This is a genomic window from Candidatus Acidiferrales bacterium, assembly GCA_035934015.1.
In the GTDB taxonomy this organism is placed as follows: domain Bacteria; phylum Acidobacteriota; class Terriglobia; order Acidiferrales; family UBA7541; genus DAHUXN01.
The window spans coordinates 230,549-251,307 of sequence record DASYYH010000027.1 but is presented as its reverse complement, the minus strand read 5'-3'; the positions used below and the strand labels follow the sequence as shown (position 1 = coordinate 251,307).

General features: G+C 58.5%; 20 protein-coding genes and 1 tRNA gene. 14 read left to right on the top strand and 7 right to left on the bottom strand.

What is annotated here, in order from left to right; all coding sequences use genetic code 11:
- Window positions 1-162: 162 nt before the first annotated feature.
- The 3 genes from VGR81_14130 to VGR81_14120 form a co-directional block, all read right to left on the bottom strand.
- On the bottom strand, window positions 163-3,237 hold the full coding sequence (locus VGR81_14130; protein ID HEV2290077.1) for a carboxypeptidase regulatory-like domain-containing protein: 3,075 nt from the start codon (window positions 3,235-3,237) through the stop codon (window positions 163-165).
- Window positions 3,238-3,376: 139 nt separating this feature from the next.
- On the bottom strand, window positions 3,377-4,357 hold the full coding sequence (locus VGR81_14125; protein HEV2290076.1) for a M56 family metallopeptidase: 981 nt from the start codon (window positions 4,355-4,357) through the stop codon (window positions 3,377-3,379).
- Window positions 4,354-4,803, bottom strand: a complete 450-nt coding sequence (locus VGR81_14120) for a BlaI/MecI/CopY family transcriptional regulator (GenBank protein HEV2290075.1) — start codon at window positions 4,801-4,803, stop codon at window positions 4,354-4,356. Before VGR81_14120 ends, VGR81_14125 begins: the two co-directional genes overlap by 4 nt.
- Before the next feature lie 173 nt (window positions 4,804-4,976).
- On the opposite strand from VGR81_14120, the gene VGR81_14115 reads away from it, so the two are divergent.
- The 14 genes from VGR81_14115 (at window position 4,977) to VGR81_14050 (ending at window position 15,777) form a co-directional block, all read left to right on the top strand.
- Window positions 4,977-5,834, top strand: coding sequence for a thioredoxin family protein (locus VGR81_14115; GenBank protein ID HEV2290074.1), 858 nt, complete (start codon window positions 4,977-4,979; stop codon window positions 5,832-5,834).
- Between the two features lie 255 nt (window positions 5,835-6,089).
- A complete protein-coding gene (locus tag VGR81_14110; GenBank protein ID HEV2290073.1) occupies window positions 6,090-6,527 on the top strand; it encodes an SUF system Fe-S cluster assembly regulator in 438 nt (145 codons plus the stop codon).
- Window positions 6,528-6,612: 85 nt separating this feature from the next.
- Window positions 6,613-7,836 (top strand): IscS subfamily cysteine desulfurase, encoded by a 1,224-nt coding sequence (locus VGR81_14105; protein HEV2290072.1) that lies wholly within the window; start codon window positions 6,613-6,615, stop codon window positions 7,834-7,836.
- A 185-nt stretch (window positions 7,837-8,021) separates the two neighbouring features.
- The gene (gene iscU / locus VGR81_14100) at window positions 8,022-8,456 is read left to right on the top strand and encodes a Fe-S cluster assembly scaffold IscU (protein HEV2290071.1); all 435 of its coding nucleotides are present in this window, start codon (window positions 8,022-8,024) and stop codon (window positions 8,454-8,456) included.
- A 138-nt stretch (window positions 8,457-8,594) separates the two neighbouring features.
- Window positions 8,595-8,945, top strand: a complete 351-nt coding sequence (locus VGR81_14095; GenBank protein ID HEV2290070.1) for an iron-sulfur cluster assembly accessory protein — start codon at window positions 8,595-8,597, stop codon at window positions 8,943-8,945.
- Between the two features lie 66 nt (window positions 8,946-9,011).
- Window positions 9,012-9,710, top strand: coding sequence for a Fe-S protein assembly co-chaperone HscB (hscB, locus tag VGR81_14090; GenBank protein HEV2290069.1), 699 nt, complete (start codon window positions 9,012-9,014; stop codon window positions 9,708-9,710).
- Window positions 9,711-9,855: 145 nt separating this feature from the next.
- On the top strand, window positions 9,856-11,697 hold the full coding sequence (gene hscA / locus VGR81_14085; GenBank protein HEV2290068.1) for a Fe-S protein assembly chaperone HscA: 1,842 nt from the start codon (window positions 9,856-9,858) through the stop codon (window positions 11,695-11,697).
- Between the two features lie 10 nt (window positions 11,698-11,707).
- The gene (locus VGR81_14080; protein ID HEV2290067.1) at window positions 11,708-12,118 is read left to right on the top strand and encodes a 2Fe-2S iron-sulfur cluster-binding protein; all 411 of its coding nucleotides are present in this window, start codon (window positions 11,708-11,710) and stop codon (window positions 12,116-12,118) included.
- A gap of 65 nt (window positions 12,119-12,183) precedes the next feature.
- Window positions 12,184-12,402 (top strand): Fe-S cluster assembly protein IscX, encoded by a 219-nt coding sequence (iscX, locus tag VGR81_14075; GenBank protein ID HEV2290066.1) that lies wholly within the window; start codon window positions 12,184-12,186, stop codon window positions 12,400-12,402.
- Between the two features lie 46 nt (window positions 12,403-12,448).
- Entirely contained in the window at window positions 12,449-12,982 is a 534-nt protein-coding gene (gene bstA, locus VGR81_14070) for a bacillithiol transferase BstA (protein ID HEV2290065.1), read from the top strand.
- Window positions 12,983-13,119: 137 nt separating this feature from the next.
- A complete protein-coding gene (locus VGR81_14065; protein HEV2290064.1) occupies window positions 13,120-13,854 on the top strand; it encodes an alpha/beta fold hydrolase in 735 nt (244 codons plus the stop codon).
- A 128-nt stretch (window positions 13,855-13,982) separates the two neighbouring features.
- Window positions 13,983-14,057, top strand: a tRNA-Glu gene (locus VGR81_14060).
- Window positions 14,058-14,158: 101 nt separating this feature from the next.
- A complete protein-coding gene (locus tag VGR81_14055; protein ID HEV2290063.1) occupies window positions 14,159-14,578 on the top strand; it encodes an isoprenylcysteine carboxylmethyltransferase family protein in 420 nt (139 codons plus the stop codon).
- An 11-nt stretch (window positions 14,579-14,589) separates the two neighbouring features.
- Window positions 14,590-15,777, top strand: a complete 1,188-nt coding sequence (locus VGR81_14050; protein ID HEV2290062.1) for an ArgE/DapE family deacylase — start codon at window positions 14,590-14,592, stop codon at window positions 15,775-15,777.
- Here the strand turns inward: VGR81_14050 and VGR81_14045 are convergent.
- The 4 genes from VGR81_14045 to VGR81_14030 are packed head-to-tail and all read right to left on the bottom strand — an operon-like array spanning window position 15,774 to window position 20,413.
- Window positions 15,774-16,379, bottom strand: a complete 606-nt coding sequence (locus tag VGR81_14045; protein HEV2290061.1) for a hypothetical protein — start codon at window positions 16,377-16,379, stop codon at window positions 15,774-15,776. The two genes, VGR81_14050 and VGR81_14045, sit on opposite strands and share 4 nt — an antisense overlap.
- A gap of 40 nt (window positions 16,380-16,419) precedes the next feature.
- A complete protein-coding gene (locus VGR81_14040; protein HEV2290060.1) occupies window positions 16,420-17,670 on the bottom strand; it encodes a matrixin family metalloprotease in 1,251 nt (416 codons plus the stop codon).
- Window positions 17,667-18,239 carry a hypothetical protein gene (locus VGR81_14035; protein ID HEV2290059.1) on the bottom strand — a complete coding sequence of 191 codons (573 nt, stop codon included), beginning with the start codon at window positions 18,237-18,239 and terminating at the stop codon, window positions 17,667-17,669. Before VGR81_14035 ends, VGR81_14040 begins: the two co-directional genes overlap by 4 nt.
- A 2-nt stretch (window positions 18,240-18,241) precedes the next feature.
- Window positions 18,242-20,413 (bottom strand): hypothetical protein, encoded by a 2,172-nt coding sequence (locus tag VGR81_14030; GenBank protein HEV2290058.1) that lies wholly within the window; start codon window positions 20,411-20,413, stop codon window positions 18,242-18,244.
- Window positions 20,414-20,759 lie beyond the last annotated feature (346 nt).

Sequence of the window (20,759 nt, the reverse complement as noted above, 5' to 3'; positions counted from 1 at the left end):
CAGCCTGTATTTTCTGGGCCGTGTGGTGTGCAACAGCGACAGGGGAGATTGCTCGATTGCTTGGATAAACTACAGCAGGCGATTCAGATGCTCGAAAAGCAGAGCCACCGCACCATTCCCCGGCCCACAGCTTTTCTCGGAGTGCGTTATTCCCGAAAACCCCTAAAACGTCAGTCGCGCGCCGATTTGCGCCGCGAACGGAATCCCCACCGTCGTCCCTGGTCCGAAGAAATCGCCAAGTCCCCCTGCCGCCACGCGCAGTTGATTGAGGCTCGTAATCGGCTGCATCGTCGTGCAGGCCGGAGGATTCATGCACAGCGCCGTGGCATTGGCGAGGTTATTCACTGGCGTGGGCAGCGCCGCGAGATTCGTCACGTAGTTCGCTCCCGGGTTGTTGCGATTGAAGAGGTTGAACATTTCAATGTAGGGCATGAACGTGTAGCGTTCATTGATTTTGAAAGGCCGCATGATGCGCGCATCCGCCTGGATGTAGGGCGTGCCGCGAAATTCATCGAGCGAAGTCTGCACTCCATTGATGACTGCACGATCGTCCACTGTATCGCCCAGCCCGTTTACATCCACGGGTGTTGTCATCGTAAACGGACGCGCGCTTTCGAATTGTGAAAGCGTGCTTGCCTCGAATCCGCCCGGCAAATGAAAAACTCCCGCGACGACGGCGCGATGGGTCACATCTTCGCCCGATGGCCCGTAATCTCCCGGGCCGAATGGATTGAGCGGATTGCAAACCCCGTTTACGTAATCGAATAGCTCGGCAAGAACGCAGCCCCACGTGTCGGCCCTCGACAGCGTGTAATTCACGATTAAGTTGACATGTCGCGTCACGTTGCCTTGCAGGTGGATGGTCAGACTGTCATAGCGCGAACGATTGTCGCTGCGAAAAATCTGCAAATTCGGAACGACGGCCTGCTGATCCGCCCGATAATTCGGATCGGATGTCGGGATCAGCGGCGTGGTCAGCGTGTATCCCGCTTCGTATTGATAGCGCCGGAATCCGTGATTACCTTCCTCATGCGTCCAGTCCGCGCTCATCAACCAGGATTCGTTGAACGCGTGTTCCACGCCCGCGCTCGCGTGCAGAGCGTAGGGCGTTTTATAACCGGGTGCGATGATCGAGCCTTCGGCCCCTCCGGGCAAGCATCCCGAGCCTGTCGGCACATTGCTCACAACCGTGCAACGCCCGGGGACCGTGTTGACGGCCTGCAGTGCGGTAACCCAGCCGTTTTGCGCCAGGTCGTCGAAGTACAGGCCGATGCCGGCGCGAATCACCGTGCTTTCCGAGGAACCCGGCGAATACGCAATCCCAAGGCGCGGTGCGATCTGTCCGCGATCGTCATGCGGCGCGCCGTTGATAAGCGGAATTTGCAGCGCTTGCAGTGTCAGATACGCGGGATTCTGCGATTGCGTTTGCCCCGAGCCGGTGAACAGTCCCCATGTCGTGTCGTAACGAATTCCCGGATCAATCGTCAGGTGCGGTGTTACCCGCCAGAAGTCCTCGGCATATAAGCCGAGGCGCTGTATATCCTGCGAAAAACTGCCATTGCTTTGCGGCGTGTGAGTGCATGTGATGGCCGGATCCGATGGTGCTGTCGCGCATTGCGAGCTAAAATAGAACTGGGACGGATTCGCGGCATAAAAAGCGGGATCATTCGGATACGTGATCAAGGTTTCCGCCGTCCCTGAGAGCGCTCCGCTCAGCACCGGTTCGTGTATGAAATCCACGCCAAAGTGCGGATTGTGATCGCCCGTCGCATGAGTGACGTCATAGCGAAACTGGTATTTTTCCTGGTTGCGCAGAACCGGGAATGCAGTGATCGGCGTAACGAATTGGTTGTCCCCAAAAGTTTCATAACCGGAAATTGTCTGCGACGTCGCGCTGAAGGGAAACGCGAGCGCGAAACCGTAGTCCGAATTGCGAACTTCCGTCAGGTGCAGGCCGCTGGCGTCAAAGACGAACGAACCAAGCCACGTCGGGCTGAACGAGAATAGGTTGCTGATCACCATGTTCAGATAATTGCTGTGCCAGTCGGCGCCAGTCGATGGCAGGGTGCCTTGCTGCACCGCGAAGTTGTTGGCCGTGTAATTGTCCTCCGAGGTGCGCAAAAACCACTGCGAGCGATTGGACTGCGACCAATCGATGCGCGCGGAACCCATCGCGTCGCGAAAAGGCACCGGGACGTTGTTCGGAACGGCGATCGAATTCACGCCAGGAATCAGTCCATCCGTGGCAATCGAAGCGAGCGCGTTGAACTGCGTCAGGCTCGCCGGGCTGTAGCCGATGCTGGCGTTTTCGTGCTGGTATTCGAACGACGTGAAAAACCACAGCTTGTGCTTCACGATCGGGCCACCGAGCGTGGCGGAGTAATCTTGGGAAGAGAAAGGCTGCTTCGGAAGCGGCGCGGGATTTTCGATGGGGAACCGCGCATTCAGGGCTGCCGCGCGTTCCAGGAAGGCGCCTTCGCCGTGCCACTCATCTGTGCCGCGCTTCGTCGTGATTTCCACCGAACCTCCGACCGTGCGTCCCGTGTCCGCATTCTGTTGCGAGGACTGAACAGCGAATTCCTGGATCGCGTCCGGCGAAAAATTCTGCAGAAAGCCTCCGATGTAGTCGTCCGAATTATCGCCGCCGTCCACGCTCAGGACGTCATTCAGTCCCGAACTGCCGCCGAAGGAAACGGCGGTAATGCGCGCCTTTGTGGGGTCGGAGGGCTCAACGGGCTCCGTCCCGGGCACAAGAAAAGCAATATTCGCGAATGTGCGATGCGCCAGCGGAATGGTCGCAAGATCCTGCGGCGTGACTGCGCCGCCGTGGACCGCACTGGTAATGTCGATTGGTTCGGTGGTGATGGAAGAAGACTGTCCTTGAACTGTGACGCTTTGCTGAAGCGACGCGGGCCGCAATGTGACGCTAACATCCTGAACGGAGCTCACGACAACAGAGACGTCAGACGTGGCCTCCGCGAAGCCTGAAGCCGTAACGGTCAGGTGGTACGGGCCCGGAGGAAGATCCTCCAGGCGGAATTCGCCGTGCGCATCGGAGGTCGTCTCTCGCTCGAAGGAAGTATGTGTCGAGCGAGCCACGATTTTCGCCGAGGGAACCCGCGCACCGGTCGCATCTACGATCTCACCGACGATGCTGCCGCGAAAATCCTGCGCCTGGCCGGGCGGAGAAAATAGGAAAAGCGCAAGAAGGAGAATTGCAATCCGCCAATTCCTCAAGGTCGGCCCCTCGTGAAATAGAAGAAACAAATGGAAATTAATGCAGGCGCCGAATTACTACCACAGGTCGTAATTAGAACTCGTATGGACGACGACAGGTAGCGCGGAAGGGTTGAGCGGAAGCGAAGAAGTTAGGGATTTAGTGAATGAGAAGTTCGAGGAGGCTGTGAACAGAATGAAAGGTTTCGGGCCGCGACAGGGCGGCAATCAGAAGAATGAGCGCGGCGAGACCAGCGCCGGCAAAAAAGAAATGCGTTCCTTTGTGCAACGAACGAACCGGCCGCTGCGCGCCGAGAAGGCGGTCAACGCGTTCGGAGAGATCGCTGGCGCTGGCAAGCAGGGAACTGGCGAATGGTGAAATGGCCGGAGAGGAACCCAGTTGCGCAGCGCGAACAAGCGCAGCAGCAAGAGAAAGCGACCGATAGGAATCGCCCGCGACCGCGAAATCGTCAGCGGCCAATTCGGAGAATCGCGCCCAGGAACGATCAAGCAGCCAAGAGCCGCGGAAGAAGGGCAGAATTCCCGGAGCGAAAAGAAGAACGAGACGCTTGAGATTATCGTGCGAGACGGTATGCCCGCGCTCGTGGCGCAAAGCGGCATCCAGTTGTTCCGGCGGCAAAGCGTGCAACAGACGATTGGCGACGAAAATGCGCGGGCGAATGACGCCAGCGAGCGCCAGCAGCGGGGCTTCGCTGGCCACGACGAGGACGCGCGAATCTTCACCTCCAATTTGTCTTCTGAGAGAAGAGCGCTCCCAATGCCGCAGATTGCGGCGCGACTTGAACCACGCGGAAGCGACGCGGCTGATGGACGAAAGCCAAGTCGCGAGTCCGAGGATCGCGGCGAAGACACAAAGGATGCCGACTTGTTCAGGAGCGGCATTGGCTTCAAACCACAGATAGCTTGGTATGCAGAAGGCCGCCACGGCGAAAATGGTCAAAACAAAAGGCGTCAGCCGCAGAAAAAAAAGAACGCGTGCGGCGAGGCGCGGACGCACGGATTCGCTCAAACGAATCGCTGCCGGCGAAAAAAAACGAACCAGTAGGCTCAGTGCCGCATGAATCAGGAAAAATGCGGCGAAGCAGAGGCAGAGAAGCCGGAGCGCATAGGGCAGTGTCATGAGCGCCCTCTTCGGAAAAGTTCCTTCCGCCGTTCGCGGACTTTCTTTTCCAGCTCGTCGAGCAGCGCCCGGTCGTTTTCGCCCACGGCATCAACAAGACAGGAAATCAGAAGGTCACGCAAAGGCTGCGTGCCTCCCAGGAATCCTGCGACCAGATTGCCGGCGCGTTTGCGTTCCCAATCCGCGCGCGAGAGTCGCGGAGAATAAAGGAATGCGCGCTCTGACTTGCGCCGTTCCAGCAGATTCTTTTTATACAGCCGGTCGAGCGTGGTCATTACGGTGGTATACGCCAGAGGCCGCGCGATTTTCCCCACCACGTCGCGAACGCTTGATTCTCCCCGCCGCCAGAGAATTTCCATAACGCCGAGTTCGAGCTGCCCAAGGTCGAACAGCCCAATTGGCGAGTCGGTCGCGTCCTCAGTCGGCTTTTTGATGAATCGCGTCATTCGAATCGCGCATCCTTAGTATCGTGGCCGACATCCTCTCTCGGCATACGCGTGCCGGAATTCTATCGCTTTCGGAGGCGCGACGAAAACGTATAATTTGTTGCGGCCGGATTCTGATTTGTGGGCGTGCGCTGGGAAAGCGGGCGAACATGATAAAAATAGGCAAGCTAAGAATGGGCGCTGTTCTGGCGGCGTTGTTAGTTTGCGCCGCAATGGCGAGCGCAGCGCAAGCACAAGGTTCATCAGCCGCGGAAAGTTTTGCACCGCTGGAGACTTGGAAAGCGGCGGTGCTTTCCGGAGACGCGGCCGCTCTGCGCGCCCTCTATAGCACGGAACCGCCCGCGACGCTGCGCACACCCAAAGGCGACGATCCCAACCCCGCGGCCGAGCCGGATTTTTGGTCGGCCTTGAAACCAGTGGGCCTCGAGCGCCTCGACACGAAGATTCTGCGAATTCAGTCGCCGCAGCCGGGCGTGCAGAGTGTGATGTTCACCCTTGAAGCGACTCTGCGCGTCAACGATGGAATCACGAAGCGTTTTGCGACCATCGCCCAGTATTGGATGGACGAAAACAGCAAGCCGCTGATTGTAGCTACGGCACGATCGTATCTCGGGACCATGCCTCAGCCGGTCGAGTCAAAGCCGGACCTCTATCCCGATCCGACCGAGGCGCGAACGGACATTGGCTTGGGTCTGGCCGTTGCCAAACGTGAGCACAAGCGCGTGCTCCTCGATTTCGGAGGCAACTGGTGCTACGACTGCCATGTCTTGGACGCTTCGTTTCACTATCCGGCCATTGAGCGAATCCTCGATCCGAATTACGTCGTCGTGCACATCAATATCGGCCAGTACGACAAAAATCTGGACCTTGCCGGCAAATATCAGATTCCCCTGAAAAAAGGTGTTCCCAGCCTGGCCGTGCTCGACGCCAATGGGAATTTGCTCGTCTCCCAGAAGCAAGGCGATTTCGAGAACACGACGAAAATTGCCCCGAAGGATGTCGAAAATTTTCTCGAGAAGTGGAAACCTTGAAACTCCGCTCGCGAGCCGGAAAAATGGGTTTTGGCGGTGGCAATAGAAATGACGGTTCGACGCCGAAAGTTTGCCATTCAACCGCGCCAAATTGCCGTTCGCTGTGCGAACCAAACCAGCCAAATTGGACTCAATTAGTCCTGATTTAACTGCATGTTAGCAATAGGTTTGCTTCAAATCTAGCTCTTGACAACCCCAGGAGAAAAGGCCTAATATAAATATGCGACTTGAGCAGTCGTATATGGTCGCGACGACATGCTGAAACTGTCGAAAAAATCCGATTACGCGCTGATCGCTTTGAAGCATCTTGCCTTGCACGCCGAGGAAGGCTCGTGCAGCGCAGCGGACATCGCCGAAGCGTACGGCATCTCCACGCCATTGATGGCCAAGGTTCTGCAGCGGCTGGCGCGCGTGGGAATCGTCGTCGCGCGGCACGGTTCGAGCGGTGGCTACACATTGGCGCGCGATGCGCGGCTGATCACCGCCCTCGAAGCCATTGACGCCATCGACGGCCCGTTGTCGCTCACGTCCTGCGTCACGCATCACGGAAACTGCGAGCAGTCCAAAACGTGCACCATCAAAGAACCGCTGCGCAAAGTGAACAACAGCATTCTCGAAATGTTGAGCAAAGTAACGATTTCACAGATGGCGGACGACGCCCCGGCTTCCGAGGTGGTCGAGCTGCGAATTTAGGCCATGGGTCAGTTTGAATTTTCTTGATCGTGACACAAAGAGTCAAAATTCAAACTGACGCATTACGAAAATCTAGGAGATGAGAATGGGAATCAAGCTGCCGATTTATATGGATAATCATGCGACCACGCCGGTGGATCCGCGCGTTGTCGCCGCCATGACGCCATACTTCACCGAAGTATTCGGAAACGCCGCCAGCCGCAATCATGCTTTCGGATGGTCGGCCGAAGAGGGAGTCGAAAACGCGCGCGCGCAGGTAGCGCAGCTCATCGGCGCGACGCCGAAGGAGATCGTCTTCACCAGCGGCGCCACCGAATCCGACAATCTGGCCATCAAGGGCGTCGCGGAGATGTACCGCGAAAAGGGCAACCACATCATCACGCAGGTCACCGAACACAAGGCCATACTCGACACCTGCAAGCGCCTCGAAAAAGAAGGCTACGAAGTGACCTACCTTCCCGTGGGCAAGGACGGTCGCATCAGCCTCGACGAGCTGCGCAATGCCATCACGCCGAAGACGATTTTGATCACCATCATGTACGCCAATAACGAAATCGGCGTCATTCAGCCGGTCGCGGAAATCGGCAAGATCGCCAAGGAGAAGGGCGTTTTCTTCCACAGCGATGGCGTGCAGGCGGTGGGCAAGGTGCCAGTGGATGTGCAGAAAGATGGAATCGATCTGCTCTCCATTTCCGCGCACAAGCTCTATGGCCCGAAGGGCGTCGGCGCGCTCTACGTTCGCCGCAAGAATCCGCGCGTGCAGTTGACCGCTATCATTGATGGCGGCGGCCACGAACGCGGGATGCGTTCCGGCACGCTGAACGTGCCCGGAATCGTCGGATTCGGCAAGGCCTGCGAACTTTGTCGCCTGGAGATGCAAGAAGAGGCCAAGCGGCTCGGCGCGCTGCGCGACCGCCTGAAGGAGCGCATCATGTCGCAGCTCGACGAAACATTCATCAACGGCACGATGGAGCATCATCTGCCCAACAACATCAATATCAGCTTCGCCTATGTCGAAGGCGAGTCGCTCCTGATGGGCATCAACGACGTCGCCGTGTCCAGCGGTTCCGCGTGCACTTCGGCGACGCTCGAGCCAAGTTACGTCCTAAAAGCCCTCGGCGTCGGCGAAGATCTGGCGCATACCTCGATTCGCTTTGGCCTGGGCCGGTTCAACACGCAGGAAGAAGTGGACTACGTTGCCGATCGCGTCGTCGAGACCGTGAGGCGTCTCCGCGAGCTTTCGCCGCTCTACGAAATGGCCAAGGAAGAAGGCGTCGACGTCAGCAAAATGAATTGGAAAACAGCGTGATTTGTAATGTTGTCATTCCGAGGTGCGGCGACGAGCTTGCCCGCCGTGGCGGGCAGGCAGGGAATATGCAGTTTTAGGGGGCCGGAGCTTTAGCTCCGGCGTATCGGCTTCGGTTCTTCAGGGGTTTTAACCCCTGAAGTTCATAGGTTCTGCGATGCAGAACTGAACAAATTTTTTTGGAGGGCATGATGGCTTATTCGGACAAAGTGATCGATCACTACAATAATCCGCGCAACGTCGGCTCGCTCGACAAGAAGGATAAAAACGTCGGCACCGGCCTCGTCGGCGCGCCGGAATGCGGCGACGTCATGAAGCTGCAGATGAAAATCAATCCCGATACCCGCGTCATCGAGGAAGCGAAGTTCAAAACCTTCGGCTGCGGCTCGGCGATTGCCAGTTCTTCGCTCGCCACCGAATGGGTCCGCGGCAAGACCGTCGAAGAGGCGCTCGCCATCAAGAACACGGACATCGTCCGCGAGCTTTCGCTTCCGCCGGTGAAGATCCATTGCTCCGTGCTCGCCGAGGACGCCATCAAGGCGGCTATCTCCGATTGGAAGCACAAGGCCGGCGAAGAGTCCGCGACGACCGAAGCCAGCGCGACGCAGGCGTCGCACAGCTGACAGCTTTGCTGTCATCCTGAGCGTAGAGAAGGATCTCGCATTGATGGTTTCAGTTGTCATTCCGAGGAGCGTTTTGCTCCGTGCGAAGCGCGGAGCAGCGACGAGGAATCTGCAGTTAGGTTTTGTAGCGGTGGCTTTATGCCGCCAGTTCAAAAACCCATGATCCGCGTCACCGAAAAAGCGGCGCAGAAAATCCGCGAATTGCTCGCCAGGGAAGGCGTGCCCGCGGACTCCGGCGGACTGCGCGTCGGCGTGCAGGGCGGCGGCTGCTCGGGGCTTTCCTACGCCATGCGTCTGGAGACGCATGCGCGCGATCGCGATAAAGTGATTGAAGAGAACGGCGCGCGCGTCTTCGTGGACCCCAAGAGCTTTCTGTATCTTTCGGAGACCACGCTGGACTTCGAAGAGACGCTCGTACGCCAGGGATTCATCTTTCAGAATCCGCAGGCGACGCGAAACTGCGGCTGCGGCAGCTCCTTCACTGCGTGAGAATTGTATGAGAGGTAGGCCGGCTCCTGCGTTTCAGTCCTCTGCGGGGGAAATCCTGAGAATTCGATGAGCGCTACGAAAACACAAACTGAGGCTGCGCCTTTGCTTTCCTGTTGGAGCTGCAAGGCTTCCTCAGGAGGCGGTCATTTCTGTGCCGCCTGCGGGAAAATTCAGCCGCTCGGCGACGACGTTGATTACTTCGCATTTTTCGCACTGCTGCGGAAATTGAAAATCGACGAACCCGGTCTCGAGCAGCGCTTTCATCAGTTGAGCTGGAAATTGCATCCCGATAATTTCGTCGCTGCACCAGAATACGAGCGGAATCTGGCCCTGGAGCGCTCCTCCGAATTGAACGACGCCTATCGCACGTTGCGCGATCCCATCTTGCGCGTCGAATATCTTCTCCTTCGCGCCGGCGTGCGCAAGGAAGGCACGACCAAGCAGCAAGCTCCGCCAGAGTTGCTCGAGGAAGTTTTTGAACTCAATGAATCGCTCGACGAGTTGCGCGAGGCGAAAGCAGACGGTGGTGATTTAACCGAGCTTCGCGCGCGCCTCGCCGACGCCCGGAAAAATTTCCAGGAAAAGCTCGACGAAGTCGACGCAGAACTGCAAAGCGTCTTCGGCGAATGGGACGCTGCCATCGACGCGGCCGCGGACGACCAGACCCAGCGTGCCGTCATGGCCAAATTGAACGAAGTACTCAATCGCCGCTCCTATATTCGCAATCTCGTCCGCAGTGTCGGCGAGGAATTGGGGCAAAGCTGATGGCCAGTAGCCGAAACTCTAATCGCCACATGCGTGAAATTAGGATTTGTCCTAAGTGGTTGTAAACAAAGGACATCGTTTTTTCTAATCGATAATTTTTGCACGTTTTTTGGCAAACGCTCTTCGAGGGACAGAGAGGGAAGAAATGGGTAAAGCAGTCGGGATTGATTTGGGCACAACCTTCAGCCTGATTGCGTTCGTCGATCCTGCGACGGGTGCCCCGCGGTGCATCCCGGGCCCTTACGGCGAGACCCTCTGCCCCTCCGTGGTCAGCCTCGACGCCGACGGAACCGTCATCGCCGGCGAACCCGCCCGCCGCCGCCTGCTGACGCAGCCGGAGCGAACGATTTATTCCGTGAAGCGCCTCATGGGGCGCGGTGTCGAAGATGTGCGCGACGAATTGAAAATTTTCCCGTTCCGCATCGATGAAAATTCGCGCAACGTGATTCGTGTCCGCCTCGGCGACAAATATTTCACGCCGCCGGAAATTTCCGCCTTTATTCTGCGGGAACTGAAATCGTGGGCCGAGGAATTTTTCAAGGACACGGTGGACCGCGCAGTGATCACCGTGCCGGCGTATTTCAATGACGCGCAGCGGCAGGCGACGAAAGATGCAGGAAGGCTGGCGGGACTCGAAGTTCTGCGCTTGGTGAATGAGCCAACGGCCGCGGCGCTTGCGTACGGATTGCACAAGCAAAAGCGCGGCCGCGTCGCAGTCTACGATTTCGGCGGAGGAACGTTTGACATTTCGATCCTGAAATTGATTTCGACCACCGAGGGCGACATCTATCAAGTCCTGTCCACAAACGGCGACACGCATCTCGGCGGCGACGACATCGACAACGCTCTCGCGGCCACGGCGCGCGGAGAAATCGAGGGGAAGTTTGCCATTGATCTCGCGAAGCATCCGGAAGCTGTTCAGGAATTGCGCAAAGCTCTGATTCACGCCAAGCATCAGCTTTCGAGCGCGGAACGCGCGACGATCCGGTTCGTGCTGCCAGACGAGCGCGTCTACACGCGCGAGATCACGCGCGAGGAGTTCGACAAACTGATTCAGCCAATCGTCGCGCGCACGATGGCGCCGGTGAAAATGGCTCTCGCCGATGCAAAGTTGAAACCATCCGAAATCGATGAAGTCGTGCTCGTTGGCGGCTCGACCCGAATTCCGCTGGTTCGCAAAACCGTCGGCGATTATTTCGGACGCGCGCCGCATTGCGAGCTGAATCCCGACGAAGTCGTGGCGCTCGGCGCGGCAGTGCAGGCGAATATCCTCGAAAGCGGCGTGAAGGACATGCTGCTGCTCGACGTCACGCCGCTGTCGCTGGGCATCGAAACGATGGGCGGCGTGGTGGCCAAGCTGATTCCGCGAAACTCGACGATTCCGGCGAGCGCGCAGGAATTGTTCACCACCGGCGTGGACAATCAAACGGGAATCGACATTCACATCTTGCAGGGTGAGCGCGAATTGGCGCGGGATTGCCGTTCGCTTTCGCGATTCCAGTTGAAAATGCCGCCGGGTCCCGCCGGGCTGGCGCGCGTGGAAGTGAAATTCCTGATCGACGCGAACGGGATTTTGCAAGTCTCGGCGAAGGATTTGCGGACCGGCGAGCAGAGTTCTCTCGAAGTGCAGCCGAGCTACGGATTGACGGACACGGAAATGGAGCGGATGCTCGAGGAGTCCATCGAATTCGCGGAGCAGGATTTTCAGCAGCGGCAGTTGATCGAAGCGCGGAACGAGGCGGAGACGATTTTGCGCGCGACGGAGAAGACGCTCGCGCGCGAAGAGTCGCAAACTCTCGCGGCGAAAGAGCGCGCGAAAATCGACGCGGCGGTGAAGCACTTGCGCGAAGCAGCGGCGGGAACGGATTACAAACTGGTGCGCAAGCGCACCGATGAGTTGAACAAAGCGACGGCGCACTTGGCGGAATTGGCGATGAATAAGGCTCTGCAAGCGGCGGTAGGCGGACGAAAGCTCGACGAAGTCTAGGAGCACGGCGATGGGCGGAAAAAATCCTTATATCGAAGAGACCAAATACACTCCTGCGACGCAGAAATTCAAGGTGACGTTCGCGAAGGAAGGGAAGGCGGTCGAAGTTGATCCGGCGAAATTTCCCTACGGGCACGATGGTCTGCCGGGAAGCATTCTCGACATCGCCACGGGATTTCACATGGGCCTGGACCACGCGTGCGGCGGCGTGTGCGCGTGCTCGACGTGCCACGTGATTGTCCACGAGGGCCTAGAAACATGCAATGAGCCGACGGATGCGGAACTGGATCAGTTGGATGAAGCGCCGGGCGTCACGCCGAAATCGCGCTTGGGGTGCCAGTGCGTGCCCGACGGCACCAAAGATATTGTTGTCGAAATTCCGTCATGGAATAAAAATTACGCGAAAGAAGCGGAGCACTAAAGCAACGCTCAAGGTCTGAATTGCGAACTGCAAATCGGCGCGGACAAATTCCGACAGGAGAGAAAATGCCGGGAACATTGGACTGGGACAACGCGGAAGAAATTGGCATACGGATGGCGGAAAAATTTCCGGATGTTGATCCGCTCACAGTGCGATTCACGGATTTGCGCAAATGGGTGATCGAGCTTGACGGATTCGCTGGCGATGCGAACGCCTCGAACGAAGGCAAGCTCGAAGCGATTCAGATGGCCTGGCACGAGGAATATCAGGAGAATCACGGCTGAATCTCCTGGGCCGAACTCGCATCTAAACTCGGCAAGGAGACCAGAGATGAGCGACGCGGAACTGCGGTATCCCATCGGAGAGTATCAGCCCGTCGAAAAGCTGAGCGAAGAAAATCGCAAACAACTCATAGCGCAAGTCGAAGGGACAAGAAAGAAACTGCGCGCGGCCGTGGCGGGATTGTCGCGCGAACAGCTTGCGACGCCCTATCGCGACGGCGGCTGGACGGTGCAGCAGGTTGTCCATCATCTGGCCGATGCCCACGTGAACGCCTACACGCGTTTCAAGTTTGCGCTGACCGAAGATGAACCGGCGATTATGCCTTTCAACGAAACGCGCTGGGCGGAACTGAGCGATTCGAAGACCACGCCTGTCGAGAGTTCGCTGGCGCTGCTGGACGGCCTGGACGAACGGTGGGTCAATTTGGTGCGCGGAATGAGTCCATCTGACTTTTCGCGAAAGATGAAGCACCTCGAGCGCGGCACGATGACTCTTGATGACTACCTCGGCCTCCACGCCTGGCACGACCGCCACCACGTGGCGCACATCACCGGCCTGCGCGAACGAAAAGGCTGGAAGTAAAATTGGAAGTGAGAAGTCAGAAGATGGGTGTTGGATGACGGCCACGCGCTGCGGCGACGCGAGTTTGCATCTGCTCCTAGCGAACCTCTCATTTTTTTCGCATGGCGCGCTTTTGAATCCTTCGACATGGTGAATTCATGGGCAAGTTTGAAGCGGGACTAGATGGAGTTGTGTTCCCATCCGGCGGCTCGAAGCTTTTGGGTGGATTTTACAAAGCCGCGGGAGAAATGCCCCGGCCGACCGCGATTTTGCTTCACGGTTTGCCCGGGATTGAAAAGCATTTGGACATTGCTTATGCGCTGCGCGGTCTTGGCTGGAATTGCCTCTACTTTCACTTTCGCGGTTGCTGGGGTTCGCAAGGAACGTATTCGCTTGCGGGATTGGCCGACGACACTCGCGCCGCGGTGGAATGGATTCGGAAGCAGCCTTCGGTCGACACGAATCGGATTGTCCTGATTGCTGGCAGCACGGGGTCGTATCCAGCGCTTCTCCATGCGGCTGCCGACCCGGGCATTCGAGCGGTCGTGGGCATTAGCCCGCTGATCGAACCAAGCGCGTTCCATTTTTCCGATGAGATGGCCCGTAGCTTCGCGGAAATGCTGAATGGAGTCACAGGCCAGGATCTGCAAGAACAATGGAAGGGCTTGCAGCCTCTCTCAGACTCGATGCACGCGCTTGCGCCGCGACCGCTGCTGCTGATCACTGCGGGGAAAGACGAAATCTTTCCGCCTTCGCACTATCCGGAATCCATCAAGGGATTTCCAAACGTCCAATGGGCGCGAAGCGAAGAAAGCGATCACGGATTCAGCACAAGCAGGCCATGGCTCGTGCGAACTGTGACGGATTGGCTGACAAGCACGCTGGGAAAGTAGGGGCTGCGCGCACAGCCATTTCATTTGGCCCTCAACTTCGCGGAACAGGGTCGCGCCTTGTCAATTCGCGGGGAATCCTGAATAATAGTTTGCAGTTTCGCGGCGCGATTCGGCGCTGCGCACGCCGTGGCGCCATGGTGCAATGGTTAGCACATCGCCCTTTCAAGGCGGTAATACGGGTTCGACTCCCGTTGGCGCTACCATAAAATCGTAACGAACAAGTTTGCAGTGGCAACGCCTGAAGGAATCGCACCGGTTGATTCCTGAGATGGCGAAGTGCGGGCGAGGTGTGTAGACTGCGGGCATGAAAGATTGCAAGACGTGGATATGGATCTTAGCCGCAGTGGGCGCAGTGAGTTACGGCGCGTACACGACGCACGGGGCGACGTGGAGCGCGCATCAGATTGCGGGACTGGTGATTGGGATTCCGGCGTTTTTTCTCTGGGCTCTGGCACGATTGCAACTGGGGAAATCATTTTCAATCAGCGCGCAGGCGAAAGGACTGGTGACGCACGGGCTGTATTCGAAGATTCAGAATCCCGTGTATGTGTTTGGCGCGATTCTGATCTTCGGCGCGCTCGTGTACTTCGGGCAGCCACGGCTTTTCCTTATCTTTCTTATCATCATTCCGATGCAAATCGTGCGCGTGCGGGAAGAGCGGCGCGTGCTGGAAGCGAAGTTCGGCGACACCTACCGGGAATACCGCAAGAAAACCTGGTTCTGAGAAGCCCGCCGATGGCAATGGCAATCGATCCAAAAGCGACACTAAAGCTGCTCGAGGAACTCGTGGCGATCGAGTCGGTGAACTCGACGCTGGTGCCCGGCGCGTGTGGAGAGGCGCGCGCGGCGGAGCATGTCCGGAATTTTTTGCGTGCGAACGGAATCGCGGCGGAACTGGAAGAAGCGGCGGCGAGCAGGCCTGCCACGGCGGGCAGGCCAAACGTGGTGGCGACGATCGGAGGCACGCGGACGGAATCCGCGATGCCGGGACTGATGATTGTGGCGCATCTCGACACGGTGGGAGCGGGCGACATGCGCGAGCCCTTCACGCCGCGCGTGCGCGACGGGAAAATGTACGGGCGCGGCGCGCTGGACATCAAGAGCGGCGTGGCGGCGATGTGCGCGGCGGCTGCGTCGATTGCGCGAGATGGAGTGCGGCTGGCGAAACCGCTCGTGATCGCGGGAGTTGTGGACGAAGAGTGCAACAGCCTGGGGACGCAAGCTCTGCTCAAGCGTGGATACAAGGCCGCGGCGGCGATTGTGATGGAGCCGACGGATTTGAAGCTTGTGATTGCGCATAAGGGCTATGCGTGGTTTGAGATCGTGACGCATGGACGCGCGGCGCACGGGAGTTTGCCGGGCGAAGGCCGCGACGCGATTCGAATGATGGGACGCGTGCTTGTGGCGCTGGAGGCGCTGGAGAAAAAAATTGCGTCGCGAGCGAGGCATGCGCGGCTGGGAGGCGCGTCGCTGCACGCATCGATGATCGAAGGCGGGCAGGAGCTTTCGAGTTATCCGGCGGAATGCAAATTGCAGCTCGAACGGCGAATGCTGCCGGGAGAGACGGAAGCGAGCGTGGAGGCGGAGTTGCGCGAGATGCTGGACGCGCTGGTGAAACAGGATGCGGAATTTCGCGCGACGCTGCGCGGCGGATTGGGTTCGCGGCCGGCGTATCAGATTGCGGAAGAATCATCCGTGGTGAAGCGCGCGAGCGATGCGATACGGCGCGCGTGCGGCGCGTGCGAATTGAGCGCGATGGCGGCGTGGACCGATACGGCGCTGCTCGCGGAGGCGGGGATTCCGGGAGTTGTCTTCGGGCCGAGCGGACGCGGACTGCACGGCGCGGAAGAGTATGTGGAGATTGACTCGGTGGGAAAGTGCGCCGACGCGCTGAGGGAAATGATTTTGGAGTTTTGTGGCTAGTAGATGCGCGAACGCGGAATCTTCAGGTGCGCGAGATCGTGTACGAAGAACAGGCAGAGCTTGCGGTAGCTGCCATTTGCTTGAGAAGACCACCGAGTCACGACATGGTAATTTCCGCTGCTGACGCCTTCGAGAACCCATTCCGCGCCGTCGAGGCCAGTTCCTTTCATTGGTTCAACCGTCGGAACATCCCAGAAGTTTGCGCGCTGGATTCGTGCTATTAAATCCGCGACTTCCGTTGCGGGAAGGGTGTGACTTTCGTCTTTAATCAGATGGCCAGGACCGGCCTCTCCGAATCCATCGCTCATCTTGACGACCACCGTGCCAGTATTGTTCGGCGCAATCGTCACGCGCACGGCGACTGGATGATCAAACGTGCGTATCCAGAGGAAGCGATAAACGACAGTCTGTTTGTCCTGTTGTGAAACTTCCCAGAGCGAAGGTTCATCCAATGCCCGCAAATTCCGTGAGTAGAATTCGGTCGTGAAGGAATTATCAAACCGATATCCGATGAAGTCATCGGTTGGGAAATACGACTGCTGGGAAGAAGCTGGCGCTGCGCTAAGGAGAAAAAGGGAGAAAACAATTGCGGCATCGCGCATGAAGATAATTTGCTCCCTTCCTCCGACGGATGCAAGCGAGTCATTGCTGAGAGCGGGGAGCGAAATTGGTATTTGGCGAGGGGAGGGTGCACAGGGAAGAGGAGCTGGAGGAGCAGACGCCGGCGAAGGCGCCAGCGATGTCGCTGGCCTGCACGAGACCGACGAAAGGCTCGGCGTAGATGACGTAACTGTGGCCGACGGGGAGCGGGCCGAGCGTGTAGGAGCCGTCGAACTGTGCGGGAGGGTTCGCGGGGTCGCATGTCCAGCCGCCGAGAGTGGCGGCGATGACGGAGCCGGAGGAGGAGTCGACGGCGACGACCTGCGCGCCGAAAATTCCGGTGACGTACTGGCCGGCGGATGTGGCCGGAAAATCGGCGAGTGCGAAGGGATTCGCGGGCAGAACGCGGCCGGAGATCCAGCCCACGTCAACTGTATCGGCAGGATCGGGATAGAGCGAGCGGAGGCCGGAGCGGTCGTCATCGGAGAGAGGCGCATCGGGCGCGGAGGCGGTGGGACGAGTGGCGAGGAATGAGCCGGGAGGCGGCGCGTAAGGAAACATGATGGCGCGCCAGACTCCAGAGTGATCGAGGCCGAAGAGATGGCCGAGCTCGTGGGCAAGGAGCGATTCGAGATCGTAGGCGCCCGGATTCGACGCGAGCGCGGCAGGCGTGGCGAAAGTGGCCTGACCGTCATTGCGGAAGTAGATGTCGGCGTCGACGATTTGCCCGGCGAAAATCGAAGCGGGGGCGGTGCCGAAGGATTGTGAAGGAGCGTTGGCGACGACGATGCGCGTGAAGGAAAGGACGCCGGTGGTGAAAGCAGACGAAGATTGATTGAAGCAGATGGTGTCGACGCCATCGACGTTATTGGGAGTGCCATTGACCGGATCGGAGGAGCAGGCGTTTTGCACGGACGTGGCGGCGAGCGGCGCGAGAGCGTTGGGATAGGAGGAGGCGTTGACGAGCGTGCCGATGACGCCGGTCCAGATGGCGAAGGATTGCGCGATGGTGGATTCGATTTCGGTGAGTTGCGCGGCAGTGCCCGGCGCGGCGGCGGTGAGAATCACTGGAGGATTAAGGTTCGGGAGCGAAGTGCTCCATTGAATCGGCAATGGCGCGGCGCCGACGGAGAAATTCTGGCGTTCGACGACCGGGCAGCCGCCGGAAGCGGGCAAAATGAAATCACGCGTATAGGCGAGAGCAACGGACGCGAGCCAGCATTGCACGAGCAAAGCGCATGTAGAAATTGCAAACAAGCGCGAAGCGCGGCGAAGTGAAAAAAAGCATTTCATTGCGTGCACCGCTGTGATTTTTCCGCGGCAAGAACGCGGGATTTGAACCGAGCGAGAGGCAGTTCGCGAATTCCCGCAGCGCGAAACGCGTGAGTCGCAGGATCGAAATCAGGCGCGAGAGCGGTGTCCTGCGTGACGACAGCTTCACCATTATTCGCGTCGCGCCGGATGCGGAAAGTGCCTTCGCCCCACGCTGTGACGGAAAGCGAGCCGTCGCGTGTGGGTTCGAGGAATAGAACGGCCTCTTCACCAGCGAGAAAACGCGGCGCGCCGGGAATATAACTTGTGATGTGGCCGATGCTGCCGCCGATCATCCAGACCTGAATTTCCCGGGGGGAATTTCCTTTCCAATTTTCGCGGACGCGAAACGAAGTGATGGTCCAGATTTCGCCTTCGCGCCAGAGCGATTCATTCGAGAGGCACAGGACGCGGACGACGAAGTGCGCGGATGCTGCAAGCTGCTGGAGAGAAAGCTGCGCGAGAGTTGTGGAGCGTGCGAGTGGTGTGAGCAGAACGGCGAATACTACGACAAGCAGAATTGAAAGCAATTCGGCGGCGATGAGCTTCATGGCTATTGCACCTCGAGGACGCCCGTAGCGACAGCAATGTCGCCATTGGGCGAAGTGATGAAAAGAGAGCGAAGACCCGGTGCCGTGGAACTGGAAAGAGTGAGCGTCAATTCGACGAGATTCGGGAAAAGACTGGCCATGGATCCCGTGGTGATGCCGATGTCGCCGCCGGTTTGCGGGGAAGTGAAGGAGTAAGAGAAAGTCGGATCGAGGAAGTTCCCCTGCACACAAATGCTGATGGTTGTGCTACCGGAAGCGGGGAGTGCGACAAAGAGCGGCGAGCCTTGAATCGTGCATGTGGAGCCGCCGGGGCTAACCATGCCGACGAAATCGACGCTCATCGGCGATGTGGTGGCGCCAGCGGTGGTGGGCTCGGGAACAATGATGTCTTGTTTCTGAGCGAGGGGAGCGGCGGCCGTTAGCAATATCGGCGAGGGGGATGAAGGCGCAGGGAGGATAACGAACGAGACGGGATTGGAAAGTGCAGTGGGAGCGCCCGGGTTTTGGAGTTCGATGGTGAGCGTGCCGGCTGTTGCGACGTCGGAGGGTTGCAAGGTGATGGTGCAGGCCGAGGATGTGGAGCAGTTTGTGGTGCGCGGAGAATCATTGACGAGGAGTTGCGACGAACCGCTGCTTGTGGTCGGCAGAAAATTGAGGCCGTTGACGGCGAGTGTGAAGGTATTTTGAGCTCCGGCGACAACGGCGGAGGGCAAAATTCTTTCAATCACAGGTCCGGAAGTGAGCGCGACAGTGGCTGTGGCGGAAAGCGATGGATTCGCGACGCTTGCCGCCGTGATGGCAATGGCATTGGGAGATGGCGCGGCGGCGGGTGCCGCGAAATTGCCGGAGTTGTCGATGGAACCGCAGAGTGCGCCGGAGCAGCCCTGACCGGGAACAGCAGAGGAAACGCTCCACGAGACGGCAGAGCTTGCGAGAGAAGAAGTATCGGCGAGAAATTGGAATTGTTGCGATGGCGCAAGGAAAGTATAGAACGGAGCGATGCTGATTCCCGGCTGAGCGGGAGGAAGGATCGTGATTTGAGCGCTGGCTGTGGCCGCAGGTGCAATCGTGCTCGTGACCGTTAGCGTGACGATACTTGGCTGCGGCGGAGATTGCGGCGCGAGATAGTCGACCGACACCTGCGTGCCGGACGGCGGAGCGCAAGAGTTTGAGGACAGTGCGCAGACCTGGCCAACAGTGGAATTGCCGTTGGCGATGCCATTGACGGTCCAAGTGACCATTGAATTTGCAGCGCCAGTGACAGAAGCGGTGAAGAGTGCAGTTTGGCCCGGCGCGCGCGTGGCGGAAGATGGCGTAAGGGAAAGCGAGATCGAGCCTGTGTTGACAATGGTGATCGTGGCGGAAGCGGATTGCGAGCCAGCGACTGCCTGGATCGTGACTGGATTCACGGTGGGCATCACAGACGGAGCGGTGTAAATTGCCGCCGTTGCGCCAGAACTCGTGGAGGAGATCGTGCCAAGAGTAGAACTGCCACCGGTGACGTTGTTGACTTCCCATGTGATGGGGGTGCCAGGCGCTACGCAAAGCGACGCTGAGAAACTTTGGGCGGCGCCGAGATCTACGCTTGCCGTCGCCGGCGAAAGGGAATTTGGAGCAACACAAGAAATCGTGACAGTGGCTGAAGCGAATTTTGAGGAATCCGTGACGCTGGTCGCTTTGATCGTGACAACGTCAGGAGAAGGCGGAATCGCGGGAGCGGTGTACGTAGCGGAATCGGCGCCGGTCGAGGCGATTGTGCCGAGTGTGGAATTTCCGCCGGGGACATTGTTGACGCTCCAGCTGGCGGCTGAATTTGTAACGGACACGCCGGTGACGCTGGCGGTGAAATCTGCAGAACCGCCGGGAGCGAGATTCGCGGAATTGGGCGAGAGAAAAACAATGATGCCGCTCTGGAGTTGCACTGTCGCGGAGCCTGACGCCGAAGGCACGGATTGGCTTGAGGCGGTGACGGAGACGCTGGGCGGATTGGGCAGCGACGAGGGAGCGGTGTAAAGGCCTGCGGACGAGATTGTGCCGACGGTTGAATTGCCGCCGACGATGCCGCTGACGCTCCAGATGACGGCGTTGGATGCGACGCCGGAAACCGCGGCGGTAAATTGTTCGGACTGTCCAATGAGCACGGTGGCGTTTGGAGGCTGGACCGTTACGGTCACAGTTGACTGTTCGCCTGTGGATGGTCCGGAAGTGAGGCCACATCCGGCAAAAGGGATGGAAGCGCCCAGAGCTATGATGAGCAGCGCAAGGCACCTCTGCGGCAGAAGAATTCGAGAACGCGCCGGATGAATGGATGTCTTTCGTTCGTTAAAGTGTCCGCGAGAGAAGCTCATGTTGTTGTGACCCAGTAGCGGGTAAAGGTACGAACTGTTCCAGATCGGGGCAGACTGGTGAGATGGCGAGAAAGGATCGCAAATATGTGGCATCTGATTGAAACGAAGGGCTATGGAGATTTGGGAGTTCTTGGTCGAGTGTGGATGGAGAGGGGAGTCGGGGGTTGATTGC